The organism is Variovorax sp. J31P207 (assembly GCF_030316965.1).
Lineage (GTDB): Bacteria > Pseudomonadota > Gammaproteobacteria > Burkholderiales > Burkholderiaceae_C > Variovorax > Variovorax ginsengisoli_B.
Genome location: NZ_JASZYN010000011.1, coordinates 140,205 through 153,803, shown reverse-complemented (window position 1 = coordinate 153,803; position 13,599 = coordinate 140,205). Strand labels below are relative to the sequence as shown.

General features: G+C 66.3%; 14 protein-coding genes. All 14 read left to right on the top strand.

Annotated elements, in window-relative coordinates; genetic code table 11:
• Positions 1-14: 14 nt before the first annotated feature.
• On the top strand, positions 15-1,067 hold the full coding sequence (plsX, locus tag QTI68_RS30150; RefSeq protein ID WP_286526866.1) for a phosphate acyltransferase PlsX: 1,053 nt from the start codon (positions 15-17) through the stop codon (positions 1,065-1,067).
• Positions 1,067-2,044 carry a beta-ketoacyl-ACP synthase III gene (locus QTI68_RS30145; RefSeq protein WP_286526865.1) on the top strand — a complete coding sequence of 326 codons (978 nt, stop codon included), beginning with the start codon at positions 1,067-1,069 and terminating at the stop codon, positions 2,042-2,044. The genes plsX and QTI68_RS30145 overlap by 1 nt, the downstream gene beginning before the upstream one ends.
• A 53-nt stretch (positions 2,045-2,097) precedes the next feature.
• Complete coding sequence (fabD, locus tag QTI68_RS30140; protein ID WP_286526864.1) at positions 2,098-3,051, top strand: ACP S-malonyltransferase; 954 nt, start codon at positions 2,098-2,100, stop codon at positions 3,049-3,051.
• Positions 3,052-3,073: 22 nt separating this feature from the next.
• Positions 3,074-3,817 (top strand): 3-oxoacyl-ACP reductase FabG, encoded by a 744-nt coding sequence (gene fabG, locus QTI68_RS30135; RefSeq protein ID WP_286526863.1) that lies wholly within the window; start codon positions 3,074-3,076, stop codon positions 3,815-3,817.
• 100 nt (positions 3,818-3,917) lie between these two features.
• Positions 3,918-4,157, top strand: a complete 240-nt coding sequence (acpP, locus tag QTI68_RS30130) for an acyl carrier protein (protein WP_007830471.1) — start codon at positions 3,918-3,920, stop codon at positions 4,155-4,157.
• Between the two features lie 93 nt (positions 4,158-4,250).
• Entirely contained in the window at positions 4,251-5,495 is a 1,245-nt protein-coding gene (gene fabF / locus QTI68_RS30125; protein WP_286526862.1) for a beta-ketoacyl-ACP synthase II, read from the top strand.
• Between the two features lie 13 nt (positions 5,496-5,508).
• Positions 5,509-5,973 (top strand): hypothetical protein, encoded by a 465-nt coding sequence (locus QTI68_RS30120; protein ID WP_286526861.1) that lies wholly within the window; start codon positions 5,509-5,511, stop codon positions 5,971-5,973.
• Positions 5,970-6,644: an RNA polymerase sigma factor RpoE gene (rpoE, locus tag QTI68_RS30115; protein ID WP_286526860.1), complete on the top strand. Its 675-nt coding sequence runs from the start codon at positions 5,970-5,972 to the stop codon at positions 6,642-6,644. Before QTI68_RS30120 ends, rpoE begins: the two co-directional genes overlap by 4 nt.
• Before the next feature lie 13 nt (positions 6,645-6,657).
• Entirely contained in the window at positions 6,658-7,299 is a 642-nt protein-coding gene (locus QTI68_RS30110) for a sigma-E factor negative regulatory protein (RefSeq protein ID WP_286526858.1), read from the top strand.
• Positions 7,300-7,322: 23 nt separating this feature from the next.
• Positions 7,323-8,378, top strand: a complete 1,056-nt coding sequence (locus QTI68_RS30105) for a MucB/RseB C-terminal domain-containing protein (protein ID WP_286526857.1) — start codon at positions 7,323-7,325, stop codon at positions 8,376-8,378.
• A 46-nt stretch (positions 8,379-8,424) separates the two neighbouring features.
• Complete coding sequence (locus tag QTI68_RS30100) at positions 8,425-9,897, top strand: DegQ family serine endoprotease (RefSeq protein ID WP_503011762.1); 1,473 nt, start codon at positions 8,425-8,427, stop codon at positions 9,895-9,897.
• Positions 9,898-10,419: 522 nt separating this feature from the next.
• Complete coding sequence (gene lepA / locus QTI68_RS30095) at positions 10,420-12,231, top strand: translation elongation factor 4 (RefSeq protein WP_286526855.1); 1,812 nt, start codon at positions 10,420-10,422, stop codon at positions 12,229-12,231.
• Between the two features lie 2 nt (positions 12,232-12,233).
• The gene (gene lepB / locus QTI68_RS30090) at positions 12,234-13,205 is read left to right on the top strand and encodes a signal peptidase I (protein ID WP_286526854.1); all 972 of its coding nucleotides are present in this window, start codon (positions 12,234-12,236) and stop codon (positions 13,203-13,205) included.
• A 31-nt stretch (positions 13,206-13,236) separates the two neighbouring features.
• Entirely contained in the window at positions 13,237-13,593 is a 357-nt protein-coding gene (locus QTI68_RS30085; RefSeq protein ID WP_286526853.1) for a DUF4845 domain-containing protein, read from the top strand.
• Positions 13,594-13,599: the final 6 nt, after the last annotated feature.

Below are 13,599 nucleotides of genomic sequence, written 5' to 3'. Positions count from 1 at the left end.
CTCCAGTTCCGCCCGTGATCACGATCGCCGTTGATTGCATGGGCGGAGACCATGGGCCGCGCGTCACGCTTGCGGCCTGCCGGGCTTTCCTCGAGCGCCACGCCGAGGCGTCGCTGTTGCTGGTCGGCGCGCCAGCCGCCCTGGCGGGCTTCTCGCATCCTCGTGCCACGGTCATCGGGGCCAGCGAAGTGGTCGGCATGGACGACCCGATCGAGGTCGCGCTGCGCAAGAAAAAAGACTCCTCGATGCGGGTCGCGATCCAGCAAGTCAAGGACGGCGCGGCGCAGGCTGCGGTTTCTGCCGGCAACACGGGTGCATTGATGGCGATCGCACGCTATCTGCTCAAGACGCTCGACGGCATCGACCGGCCGGCCATCGCGCCGCAGCTGCCCAACAGCAAGGGAGGCGCGACCACCGTGCTCGACCTCGGCGCCAATGTCGATTGCGACGCCGAGGATCTGCTGCAGTTCGCGGTGCTGGGCTCGGCGCTGGTGTCGGCGCTGACGGGCAACGAATCGCCCAGCGTCGGCCTGCTCAATGTCGGCGAAGAAGCCATCAAAGGCAGCGAAACCATCAAAAAAGCGAGCCAACTGCTTCGAAAAGCGGCCAATTCGCAGGATTTGAACTTCTACGGAAACGTCGAGGGCAACGATATCTTCAAGGGCACCACCGACATCGTGGTGTGCGACGGTTTCGTCGGCAATGTGACCTTGAAGGCCACCGAGGGCGTGGCTTCGATGATCGTGGACTTCCTGCGAATCGAGTACTCCAGCGGCATCTTCAGCAAATTTGCTGCGATCGTTTCTTATCCGGTATTAAAAGCGCTCAAAAAGCGGCTCGACCATCGGCGTTACAACGGTGCCGCCTTGCTGGGCCTGCGCGGCCTCGTCTTCAAGAGCCATGGCTCCGCGGACGACGTGGCCTTCGGCCACGCCCTCGATCGCGCTTATGATGCCGCTCGCAACAACCTGCTCGACCGTGTGCGGGCCCGCATCGCCCACGCCGCGCCACTGCTCGCACGGCAAGACTCGGCGGCGCCGGCCGACACGCCGGCGCTCCACGTCTGATGACCCCTTTTTCCCGCATCACAGGCACCGGCAGCTTCCTGCCGCCCCGCCGCGTGACCAATGACGACCTGGCCCAGGAACTCGCCGCCCGCGGCATCGAGACCTCCGACCAGTGGATCATCGAGCGCACCGGCATTCGCGCTCGCCATTTCGCAGCCCCCGACGTGTCCAGCAGCGACCTCGGCCTGGAAGCCGCGAAGCACGCGCTCGAGGCCGCCGGCCGCAGCGCCGCCGACATCGACCTGATCATCGTCGCCACTTCCACTCCCGACATGGTGTTCCCGTCGTCGGCGGCGATCCTCCAGCACAAGCTCGGCATCGCGGGCTGCGCCGCCTTCGACGTCCAGGCGGTGTGCAGCGGCTTCGTCTACGCGCTGACGGTGGCCGACGCGATGATCCGCACCGGCAGCGCGAAGTGCGCGCTGGTGGTCGGTGCCGAAGTGTTCTCGCGCATCCTCGATTTCAACGATCGCACGACCTGCGTGCTGTTCGGCGATGGCGCTGGCGCCGTGATTCTCGAAGCCAGCAACGAGCCGGGCATCCTGGCGAGCGACCTGCATGCCGATGGCAAGCACGTCGGCATCCTCTGCGTGCCCGGCCATGTGGCGGGCGGCGAGGTGCTGGGCAAGCCGCTGCTGCACATGGATGGCCAGGCCGTCTTCAAGCTGGCGGTGCGCGTGCTCGAGGAAGCGGCCCGCGCCACGCTGGCCAAGGCCGGCAAGACCGAGGCCGACATCGACTGGCTGATTCCGCACCAGGCCAACATCCGCATCATGGAAGGCACGGCCAAGAAGCTGAAGCTGGCGCGCGACAAGCTCATCGTGACGGTCGACGAGCACGGCAACACCTCGGCGGCCTCGATACCGCTCGCGCTCGACGCCGCGGTGCGCTCGGGCAAGGTCAAGAAGGGTGACACGCTGATGCTCGAAGGCGTCGGCGGCGGCTTCACCTGGGGTGCGGTCCTGCTGACCTATTAAGCAATGGAGCGCGTGGCCCCCGGCGGGCCGCGGCGTCCAGGAGACACAACATCATGAAGTCCTTTGCATTCGTCTTTCCGGGTCAGGGTTCGCAGGCGGTCGGCATGCTCGACGCCTGGGGCGACCACCCGGCCGTGGCCGAAACGCTGCGCGAAGCCTCCGATGCGCTCGATGAAGACATCGCGCGCCTGATCCACGAAGGCCCCAAGGAAGCCCTGGCCCTGACCACCAACACCCAGCCCGTGATGCTGGTCGCCGCGATCGCCGCCTGGCGTGCCTGGCGCGCCGAAGGCGGCGCCGAGCCGTCGGTGGTCGCCGGCCATTCGCTGGGCGAATATTCGGCCCTGGTGGCCTCGGGTGTCCTGACGCTGGCGCAGGCGGCGCCGCTGGTGCGCTTCCGGGCCCAGGCGATGCAGCAGGCGGTGCCGGTCGGCGTCGGCGCGATGGCCGCCGTGCTGGGCATGGACGCCGCCAAGGTGCTGGCCGGTTGCGCCGAGGTCACGGCCTCGTTCGGGCCCGGCAGCGCCGAGGTGGTGGAAGCGGTGAACTTCAACGACCCGATGCAGACCGTGATAGCGGGCAGCAAGGCGGCGGTCGACAAGGCCTGCGAAGTGCTGAAGGCCAACGGGGCCAAGCGGGCGCTGCCGCTGCCGGTCTCCGCGCCTTTCCATTCGAGCCTGATGAAGCCGGCCGCCGAGGCGCTGCGCGAGCGGCTGGTCTCGGTCCAGCTGGCGGCGCCCCGGATTCCGGTCGTCAACAACATCGATGTCGCGGTCGAGACCGATCCCGAGCGCATCCGCGCCGCCCTGGTGCGCCAGGCGGCGGGTCCGGTGCGCTGGGTCGAGACCGTGCAGGCCCTGGAGGCGCGCGGGGTCGAGGCCATCGTCGAGTGCGGTCCGGGCAAGGTGCTGACCGGCATGGCCAAGCGGATCGCGCCGGCCGTGGCCGCGGCCTCGCTCTACGATCCGGCGACACTCGCCGAAACCAGGCAACTGCTCGGCGCTTGAGCGCCAACCCACAGGTTCAGTCATGAGTATTCCCAAATTCGAAGGCCAGGTCGCCCTGGTCACGGGTGCCACCCGCGGCATCGGCGCCGCCATCGCGCTCGAACTGGCCCAGCGCGGCCTCAAGGTCATCGGCACCGGCACCTCCGCAGAGGGCGCCGCCAAGATCACGGCCGCGCTCGCGGCCCATGACGGCCGAGGCTGCGTGCTGGATGTCAACGACGGCGCCGCGGTCGATGCCCTGGTCGACGAGATCGTCAAGGTGTACGGCGCGGTCCACGTGCTGGTCAACAACGCCGGCATCACGCGCGACACGCTCGCCATGCGCCTCAAGGACGCCGACTGGGACGCGGTGCTCGACACCAACCTGAAGGCCGTCTTCCGGCTGTCGCGCGCCGTCATCCGTCCGATGATGAAGCAGCGCTACGGCCGCATCATCAGCATCACCAGCGTGGTGGGTGCCTCCGGCAATGCGGGCCAGGCCAACTACGCGGCGGCCAAGGCCGGCGTGGCGGGCATGACGCGGGCGCTGGCGCGCGAGCTCGGCAGCCGCAGCATCACCGTCAACTGCGTGGCGCCGGGCTTCATCGAGACCGACATGACGGCCAGCCTGCCCGAGGCGCAGCAGCAGGCGCTGCTGGCCCAGATCCCCCTCGGGCATCTCGGCAAACCCGCCGATATCGCCCACGCGGTCGCCTACCTGGCGTCGCCGCAGGCCGCCTATATCACGGGGCAGGAACTGCACGTGAACGGCGGCATGCACATGTAGCCCCAGGAACGCAAGCGCTTTCACCCACGGCCGTGCGGCAAATGCCACAATGCGGCCGGCTAAAATCAACCGATTACCTACAACCCTCAGAGGGAACCAAATGAGCGATATCGAAGCACGTGTCAAGAAAATCATTGCCGAACAACTCGGCGTTGAAGAGTCCCAGGTCACCAACGAGAAGGCTTTCGTGGCCGACCTCGGCGCGGACTCGCTCGACACGGTCGAACTCGTGATGGCGCTCGAAGACGAATTCGGCATCGAGATCCCCGACGAAGACGCCGAAAAGATCACGACGGTCCAGAATGCCGTCGACTACGCCACCAAGAATCAAAAGGCCTGATACGGCCGCGCTGAGTCGCCGTCGCCCCGGTCCGCGGTTTCAACGCCTGCGCGCACCGGCCAGCGGCCTCAGCTTCCAGAAAGGTTTGCCGGCATGACCAAACGCCGCGTCGTCGTGACCGGACTCGGTTGCCTCGCTCCTGTCGGAAATTCCGTCGCCGAGTCCTGGGACAACCTGTTGGCCGGGAATTCGGGCATCGACACCATCACCAAGTTCGATGTGAGCGCCTTCTCCTGCAGGTTCGCCGGGGAAGTCAAGGGTTTCGACATCAAGGATTACATCCCCGAGAAAGAAGCGCGCCACATGGACCGCTTCATCCATCTCGGGCTCGCCGCCGCCATCCAGGCGGTGCAGGACAGCGGTTTGCCCACCGGCGACGCGCTGTCCGAAGAAGATGCGGTGCGCATCGGCTGCAACATCGGCTCCGGGATCGGCGGCCTGCCGCTGATCGAGGACACGCACGCCGAACTGGTCAACCGCGGCCCGCGCCGCGTGTCGCCGTTCTTCGTGCCGGCGTCGATCATCAACATGATCTCGGGCCATGTTTCCATCAAGTATGGATTCAAGGGCCCGAACATCGCGGTGGTGACGGCCTGTACCACCGGCCTGCATGCGATCGGCACCTCGGCCCGCATGATCGAATACGGCGACGCCGACGTGATGATCGCCGGCGGCGCCGAATCGACCGTCTCGCCGCTGGGCCTGGGCGGCTTCTGCGCCGCGCGCGCCGTGTCGACGCGCAACGACGACCCCAAGACCGCCTCGCGGCCCTGGGACAAGGACCGCGACGGCTTCGTGCTCGGCGAGGGTGCCGGCGTGGTCGTGCTCGAGGAGTACGAACGCGCCAAGGCGCGCGGCGCCAAGATCTACGCCGAAGTCTCCGGCTTCGGCATGAGCGGCGATGCCTTCCACATGACGGCGCCCAACGTCGATGGCCCGCGCCGCTCGATGCAGATGGCGCTGGCCAATGCGGGCGTCAATGCCGACGAGGTGCAGTACGTCAATGCGCACGGCACGTCGACGCCGCTGGGCGACCTGAACGAGACCAACGCGATCAAGAACGCCTTCGGCGATCACGCCCGCAAGCTGGTCGTGAACTCGACCAAGTCGATGACCGGCCACCTGCTGGGCGGCGCCGGCGGCATCGAATCGGTGTTCACGATCCTGGCGCTGCATCACCAGAAGAGCCCGCCGACGATCAACATCTTCCATCAGGATCCGGAGTGCGATCTCGACTACTGCGCCAACGAGGCGCGCGACATGAAGATCGACGTCGCGGTCAAGAACAACTTCGGTTTCGGCGGCACCAACGGCACGCTGGTGTTCAAGCGCGTTTGATACTTTCCAACCCATGCACAGCGCCCCGTCGGTGAACTATCCGGTGGGGCGTTCGCGCTATGCGCGACGCCTTCTGGTTTCGCTCTGGGCGCTCGGCGTCGCCAGCGCCACGCTCGCGTCCCTGCAGGCCGACGGCTTCGACTGGCGCCAGGCGATGCTGGCGCTGAGCGCCGTCGTGGCCGGCGCGGCCGCCTGGACCGGCCTGCTGCAGAGCTCGGCGCCGGGCGAACTGGTTTTCGATGGCCGGCACTGGTCGATGTCGGGCGGCGTCCCGCTGCGCTCGGCCCGCGCCAGCGTGGCCCTCGACCTGCAATCCTTGCTGCTGGTGCGCCTGGAAGCGCCTGCGCGGTCGCGGCGCTGGGTCTGGGTCGACCGCCAGGCCTTGCCCGAGCGCTGGCTGGATCTGCGGCGCGCCCTCCATGCACGCGTGGCGCCGGCCGATGCGAGCCCGGCGCCGGTGCATCATCCCCGCGTATGACAGTGTCCCCGCCTCCCGTGCCGCCCGGCACCGGTCCGACCGATGCGCCCGCCGGGGCGCAAAGCCCGGGCGAGGTCGATTTCCAGCTGGTTCAGCGCACCGTCGCGGGCGACCAGAAGGCCTTCGAGCTGCTGGTCATCAAGTACCAGCGGCGGATCGAGCGGCTGATCGGCCGCATGGTGCGCGACGTCAACCTGGTCGAGGACATCGCCCAGGAGACCTTCATCCGTGCCTACCGCGCGCTGCACCAGTTTCGCGGCGACGCCCAGTTCTATACCTGGCTCTACCGGATCGCGGTCAACACGGCCAAGAAGGCGCTGGTCGACATGAAGCGCGATCCGACCATCTCCGAAAGCGCCCTTCGATCGTCTTCTGACGACGACGATGAAACTTACCGGCCCGGAAACGAACCAATCAGCGACGAGACCCCCGAAACCGTGCTGGCGGCCAATGAAATCGCGGCAGCCGTCGAGGCGGCGATGGAAGCGCTGCCGGCCGAACTGCGGCAGGCGGTGACGCTGCGCGAGATCGAGGGCATGAGTTACGAAGAGATCGCCGAGGTCATGAATTGTCCGATCGGCACGGTGCGGTCGCGGATTTTCCGCGCCCGCGAGGCTATTTCGACCCGGGTCAAGCCCTTGCTGGACAACCAGTCGGGCAAGCGCTGGTAAGCAGGTGAATGAGATGAACCAAACAAAGACAGTCCAAGAGCAAGTTTCCGCGCTTGTCGACGGCCATTTGCGCGACGGCGAATTTGCCGACGTGGTGGGCAGGCTGGGTGTCGACCCCGAACTGCGGGCGACTTGGCAGACCTATCACCTGGTGGGCGACGTTCTGCGCTCGGGTGGCCATGCCGCCTGCAGCGACACGTCGGCCTTCCTGTCCCGATTCCAGAGCCGCCTGGCGACCGAGCCCCCGGTGCCGTTGCGGGTGTCTGTGGCGGCCGAGCCTCCGCCGGCGCGCCTCAGGGTCGAAGCGGCCAACGAGCCGGTGTTCCGCTGGAAGCTGGTGGCCGGCGCCGCCTCGCTGGCCGCGGCGGCTGCGATCGGCTGGAACTGGGTCGGCGTTGCGGATTCCCGTGCGGCCGGCGCCCAATTGGCGCTGCAGCAGGCCGCACCGGCCGTGGTCGCCACGGCCGAGGCGCCGAAGCCCGCGGCGCCGAGCCTCGCGGCGAGCCGGGTCATGATCGGCAACGGCAATCCGCAGGTCATGCTGCGCGACCCGCGTCTCGATCAACTGCTCGAAGCCCATCAGCAAGCCGGAGGCGCCTCGCAAATGCCTTCGGGCTTCCTGCGCAACGCCACCTTCGACCGGCCGTCGCGCTGACGCCAGCGCCGGCAGCCTCTGCAATGACTCATTCGATGCCGATCTCCGCACGCGGATTCCTGGTTCTGGTGGCGGCGTTGTGCATGGCGCAGGTGTCGCTCGCCCAGAGCCGTCCTGCCCCGGCCACCGCGAAAAGCGCGCCCGCCGCCGGCGGCGACCTGCCCGCCATGGGCGTCGTCGAGTGGCTGGAGCGCATGCATGCGGCCGCCCGGCAGCGCAGCTATGTCGGCACCTTCGTGGTGTCGGCGCCGGCCGGCAACCTGTCGAGCGCACGCATCTGGCATGTCTGCGAGGGCGACCTCCAGATGGAGCGCATCGAGGCCCTGTCGGGGCCGCCGCGCTCGACCTTCCGGCGCAACGACCAGGTCGTCACCTTCCTGCCCGACTCGAAGGTCGTCAAGCGCGAGAAGCGCGAGAACCTGGAGATCTTCCCGAACCTGTCGGGCGCGCCCGACTCGTCGATCGCCGACTCGTACGGCGTGCGCGCGATCGGCAAGGACCGCGTCGCCGGATTCGACGCCGACGTGGTACAGATCGAGCCGCGCGACGGCTTGCGCTTCGGCTACCGGGTCTGGAGCGAGCGCCGCTCGGGCCTGGTGGTCAAGCTGCAGACCCTCGATCGCGACAACAAGGTGATCGAGCAGTCGGCCTTCTCCGAACTCCAGCTCGATGCGCCGGTCAAGGTCCACGCGCTGGCGCAAATGATGGGCAGCACGGCCGGCTACCGGGTCGAGAAGTCAGAGCTCGAGCGCACCACGGCCGAGCGCGAGGGCTGGGCGCTCGGCAAGCCGGTCGCGGGTTTCCGCCCGGTCAGCTCGTTCCGGCGTCCGATGGGCGGCGACGGACTGGGCCATACGATGCAGTGGACCTTCACGGATGGCCTCGCCACCGTGTCGCTGTTCATCGAGCCTTACGATGCGCAGCGCAAGCCCGAGGAAGTGCTGCTCGCGCTCGGCGCCACCTACACGCTCACGCGCCGGCTGACCGGCAAGGACGGCGACTGGTGGCTGACCGCGGTCGGCGAGGTGCCGCCGCAGACGCTGGATGCGTTCGCGCAAAACCTGGTCCGCGCCCGCTGAGGCGTCCCTGGCAGTTTTTGTCTCTCTTCAACGAAAGAAACCGATGATGCTCAAGATCGAGGCGAACACCTTCCGTTCGACCCTGATGGCCTGCGCGCTCGCGCTCGCTTCGACCACCGCGCTGCTGCCAGTGACGCCCGTCCATGCGCAGGCGCGCGCGCTGCCTGATTTCACCGACCTGGTGGACCAGGTGGGCCCGTCCGTGGTCAACATCCGCACCATCGAGAAGGTCGCCCAGGGCGGGGCCAGCGGAGAACCCGACGAGGAAATGCAGGAGTTCTTCCGCCGCTTCTTCGGCCAGCCGATGCCCGGCGTCCCGCGCCAGGGGCCGCGCTCGAACCGCCCGCAGGCGCCCGACGAGGAGCGTCCGCGCGGCGTCGGCTCGGGCTTCATCCTGTCGCCCGACGGTTTCGTGATGACCAATGCGCACGTGGTCGACGGCGCCTCCGAGGTGCTGGTCACCTTGCCGGACAAGCGCGAGTTCAAGGCCCGGATCGTCGGCGCCGACAAGCGCACCGACGTCGCGGTCGTCAAGATCGATGCCACCGGATTGCCGGCGGTCAAGGTCGGCGACGTGTCGAAGCTGCGCGTCGGCGAATGGGTCATGGCGATCGGCTCGCCCTTCGGTCTCGAGAACACCGTCACGGCCGGCATCGTGAGCGCCAAGCAGCGCGACACCGGCGACTACCTGCCGTTCATCCAGACCGACGTGGCCATCAACCCCGGCAATTCGGGCGGTCCGCTGATCAACATGCGCGGCGAGGTGGTGGGCATCAACAGCCAGATCTACTCGCGTTCGGGCGGCTTCATGGGCATCTCGTTCTCGATCCCGATCGACGAGGCGAGCCGGGTCGCTGACCAGCTCCGTGCCTCGGGCCGCGTGTCGCGCGGGCGCATCGGCGTGCAGATCGACCAGGTCACCAAGGACGTGGCCGAATCGATCGGTCTGGGCAAGGCGCAGGGCGCGCTGGTGCGCGGCGTCGAGGCCGGTTCGCCGGGCGAGAAGGCCGGCATCGAGCCGGGCGACATCATCACCAAGTTCGACGGCAAGTCGATCGAGAAGCCGAGCGACCTGCCGCGCCTGGTGGGCAACACCAAGCCCGGCACCAAGAGCTCGATCACGGTGTTCCGCCGCGGCAGCTCGCGCGACATCAACGTGACCATCGCCGAGATCGAACCCGACAAGCCGACCAAGGTCGCCGAGCGCGACGAACCGGCGGCCAAGCCCTCGGCCTCCGCGGCCGCCAAGTCGATGGGGCTGGCGCTGAGCGACCTCACCGATGCGCAGAAGAAGGAGCTCAAGCTCAAGGGTGGCGTGCGGATCGATTCCGCCACCGATGCAGCCGCGCGCGCCGGCCTGCGCGAAGGCGACGTGGTGCTGGCGGTGAGCAACACCGAGGTGGCGAACCTGAAGGAATTCGACGCCGCCCTGGCCAGGGCGGACAAGAGCAAGCCGGTCAGCCTGCTGTTCCGCCGGGGCGACTGGGCTCAGTACGCGCTGCTCCGGCCGGCCCGCTGATCGCACGATGGGCGTCAAGTGGCCCCACCCGGCAGTCGGGTTTGGGGTCATTTTTCGGCCAGTGTCGCGCGCCCACCGCAGCCTCCAAGAAATTTTTTTGACAGGCCGAACGACGTATTTTGGTTGGTGACTACTAACTTGAAAGGTGTCTAACGATGAATTTCGGTAGAATAGGGCCTCTCTGATCGCCGCTCGTCGCATAAGCAGTCCGAGGTGCTTCACGATGCGAGATTCCCGCAGCCCGTCCACCGGCGCTCCACAGTTCGCCCACAAGTTGTTAAGCGATTGCTCCACCGACTCTGTTGATAAGTTGTTAATAAGTGGCATGTTGCTGACCTGCAACGACCCCTCCCGGGCTTTGGCCCGGCTGTACGCGCCCCCCTTTTTGCCTACAATGAAGTTCCAACTACTGCAGTTGCCATTGCTTGTTGGTTCAGGGCGCGTCTCTAGGGGACGCGCCCTTTTTTCTTGCCTGACGCCTTCTGCGCCCGAGCCAATTCAAGTACTTAAGCGTTCCCGTTGATGAATCACATCAGAAATTTTTCGATCATTGCGCACATCGATCACGGCAAGTCGACGCTTGCCGATCGCTTGATCCAACGTTGTGGTGGTCTCGCCGAGCGCGAGATGGAAGCGCAGGTTCTCGACTCGATGGACATCGAGAAAGAGCGTGGGATAACCATCAAGGCACAGACCGCCGCACTGCACTACAAGGCCAAGGACGGACAGGTCTACAACCTCAATCTGATCGACACGCCGGGCCATGTCGACTTCTCGTATGAAGTGAGTCGCTCGCTGTCGGCATGCGAAGGCGCGTTGCTTGTCGTCGATGCGAGCCAGGGTGTCGAAGCGCAGACGGTCGCCAACTGCTACACCGCGCTCGACCTCGGCGTCGAGGTGGTGCCGGTGCTCAACAAGATGGACCTGCCCAACGCGGACCCCGACAACGCGCGCACCGAAATCGAGGACGTGATCGGCATCGATGCGACCGACGCGATCCCGTGTTCCGCGAAGACTGGCATGGGCATCGAGGAAATCCTCGAGGCCGTGGTCGCGCGGATGCCGGCGCCGCGCGGCAATCCCGACGGCCCGCTGCGCGCGATGATCATCGACAGCTGGTTCGATCCCTATGTCGGCGTGGTGATGCTGGTGCGCGTGGTCGACGGCCGGCTGGTCAAGGGCGAGCGCATCAAGATGATGGCCTCGGGTGCGATGTACAACGCCGACAACATCGGCGTCTTCACGCCCGCCAACGAGCCGCGCGCCACGCTCGAGGCCGGCGAGGTCGGCTACATCATCGCCGGCATCAAGGAACTGCAGGCGGCCAAGGTCGGCGACACCGTGACCTTGATCAAGCCCGGCACCGGCGGCGCCGCGGCCACCGCGACCGAGGCGCTGCCCGGCTTCAAGGAGATCCAGCCGCAGGTGTTCGCCGGGCTCTACCCGACCGAGGCCAGCGAGTACGACTCGCTGCGCGACGCGCTCGAGAAGCTCAAGCTCAACGATTCGTCGCTGCGCTACGAGCCCGAGGTGAGCCAGGCGCTGGGCTTCGGCTTCCGCTGCGGCTTCCTGGGCCTGCTGCACATGGAGATCGTGCAGGAGCGTCTCGAGCGCGAATTCGACCAGGACCTGATCACGACCGCGCCGAGCGTGATCTACCAGGTCATGAAGAACGACGGCGAAGTCATCATGGTGGAGAACCCGTCGAAGATGCCCGACGTCGGCAAGATGGCCGAGATCCGGGAGCCGATCGTGACGGTGCATCTCTACATGCCGCAGGAATACGTCGGCGTCGTGATGACGCTGGCCAACCAGAAGCGCGGCGTGCAGATGAACATGGCCTACCACGGCCGCCAGGTCATGCTGACCTACGAGATGCCGCTCGGCGAGATCGTGCTCGACTTCTTCGACAAGCTGAAGTCGGTCAGCCGCGGCTACGCCTCGATGGACTACGAGTTCAAGGAGTACCGGGCCTCGGACGTGGTCAAGGTCGACATCCTGCTGAATGGCGAGAAGGTCGATGCGCTGTCGATCATCGTCCACCGCAGCCAGAGCCAGTACCGCGGCCGGGCGGTCGTCTCGAAGATGCGCGAGATCATTTCACGCCAGATGTTCGACGTCGCGATCCAGGCCGCGATCGGGGTCAACATCATCGCGCGTGAGACAATCAAGGCCCTGCGCAAGAACGTGCTCGCCAAGTGCTACGGCGGCGACATCACCCGCAAGAAGAAGCTGCTCGAGAAGCAGAAGGCGGGCAAAAAAAGAATGAAGCAGATCGGCTCGGTCGAGGTCCCGCAAGAGGCCTTCCTCGCCATCCTGCAAGTCGAAGACTAAAGATGGCATTCCTCACTTCCCTGATCCTCGCCGCTTTCGTCGGCTACATCGGCGCCTGGTACTTCGGCGCGGTCGAAGGCAACTTCGCGCTGCTGCTGTTCCTGGCCACGGTGGTCACCGGCCTCTACTGGCTGGCCGAACGCTTCTATTTCCTGCCGAAGCGCCGGCGCGCGGCCGACACGCTCGACGCCTCGCTGGCCCAGCGGCGCGAAGAACTGACCCGCCAGGGCATCACGCAGGTCGATACGGTCGACACCAAGGCACGCGAGCGGCTGGTCATGCAGCCCTGGTGGCTGGACTGGACCGCCGGCCTGTTCCCGGTGATCCTGGCCGTGTTCCTGCTGCGCTCCTTTCTGTTCGAGCCCTTCAAGATCCCGTCGGGCTCGATGATGCCGACCTTGCTGACCGGCGACCTGATCCTGGTCAACAAGTTCGTCTACGGCCTGCGGCTGCCGGTCATCAACACCAAGATCACCGAGGGCCGGGCGCCGGAACGCGGCGAGGTCATGGTGTTCCGCTATCCGCCCAAGCCGAGCATGGACTACATCAAGCGGGTGGTCGGCGTGCCGGGCGACGAGGTGTCCTACCTCAACAAGAAGCTCACGATCAACGGACAGCCGGTCCCCAAGGTCGCGATCCCGGAGTATTTCGACGAGGAGACGATGCGCTACCTCAAGCAGTACAACGAGGATCTGGGCGGCAAGGAGCATCGCCTGCTCAACGACGACAACCGCCGCGCGGGACTGTCCGAGGCCGAGATCATGCCGTTCCCGAACCAGGAAAATTGTCGTTACAGTGTCGAGGGCGTGGTGTGCAAAGTGCCGCCGGGACACTATTTCATGATGGGCGACAACCGCGACAACTCGCTCGATTCGCGTTACTGGGGCTTCGTTCCGGACCAGAACATCGTGGGCAAGGCCTTCCTGGTGTGGATGAACTTCGGCAATCTCAAGCGCATCGGCACATTCCAATAAGCATCCGGTTCTTGATGGAGGGGTAGAGGGCATGAGAGCAAGGCAGACAGGACAGAAACAGCGCGGCATCTCGTTCATCGGGTTGCTTTTCGTAGCGATCGTGCTGGCGTGCGTCGGCGTGGTGGTGGCGCAGGTGATTCCGACGCTGATCGAGTACCAGGCGATCACCAAGGCCGCCGGCAAGGCCACGGCGGGCTCGACCGTGCCCGAAGTGCGGGCCATCTTCGATCGGGCCCAGGCCATCGACGACTTCCAGTCGGTCAGCGGCAAGGACCTCGACATCAAGAAGGATGGCGACAAGGTGGTGGTGTCGTTCGCCTACGACCGCGAGATCCATCTGTTCGGCCCGGCCTACCTGCTCCTGAAGTACCGGGGCCAATCGCGTTGACGTCTT

Excerpts from the sequence above, each read along its gene's own strand:
- fabF (WP_286526862.1), top strand. The coding sequence starts at position 4,251 with ATGACCAAACGCCGCGTCGTCGTGACCGGACTCGGTTGCCTCGCTCCT.
- QTI68_RS30105 (WP_286526857.1), top strand. The coding sequence starts at position 7,323 with ATGACTCATTCGATGCCGATCTCCGCACGCGGATTCCTGGTTCTGGTG.
- lepA (WP_286526855.1), top strand. The coding sequence starts at position 10,420 with ATGAATCACATCAGAAATTTTTCGATCATTGCGCACATCGATCACGGC.
- QTI68_RS30120 (WP_286526861.1), top strand. The coding sequence starts at position 5,509 with ATGCACAGCGCCCCGTCGGTGAACTATCCGGTGGGGCGTTCGCGCTAT.
- QTI68_RS30145 (WP_286526865.1), top strand. The coding sequence starts at position 1,067 with ATGACCCCTTTTTCCCGCATCACAGGCACCGGCAGCTTCCTGCCGCCC.
- fabD (WP_286526864.1), top strand. The coding sequence starts at position 2,098 with ATGAAGTCCTTTGCATTCGTCTTTCCGGGTCAGGGTTCGCAGGCGGTC.
- rpoE (WP_286526860.1), top strand. The coding sequence starts at position 5,970 with ATGACAGTGTCCCCGCCTCCCGTGCCGCCCGGCACCGGTCCGACCGAT.
- QTI68_RS30085 (WP_286526853.1), top strand. The coding sequence starts at position 13,237 with ATGAGAGCAAGGCAGACAGGACAGAAACAGCGCGGCATCTCGTTCATC.
- acpP (WP_007830471.1), top strand. The coding sequence starts at position 3,918 with ATGAGCGATATCGAAGCACGTGTCAAGAAAATCATTGCCGAACAACTC.
- fabG (WP_286526863.1), top strand. The coding sequence starts at position 3,074 with ATGAGTATTCCCAAATTCGAAGGCCAGGTCGCCCTGGTCACGGGTGCC.
- QTI68_RS30110 (WP_286526858.1), top strand. The coding sequence starts at position 6,658 with ATGAACCAAACAAAGACAGTCCAAGAGCAAGTTTCCGCGCTTGTCGAC.
- QTI68_RS30100 (WP_503011762.1), top strand. The coding sequence starts at position 8,425 with ATGCTCAAGATCGAGGCGAACACCTTCCGTTCGACCCTGATGGCCTGC.
- lepB (WP_286526854.1), top strand. The coding sequence starts at position 12,234 with ATGGCATTCCTCACTTCCCTGATCCTCGCCGCTTTCGTCGGCTACATC.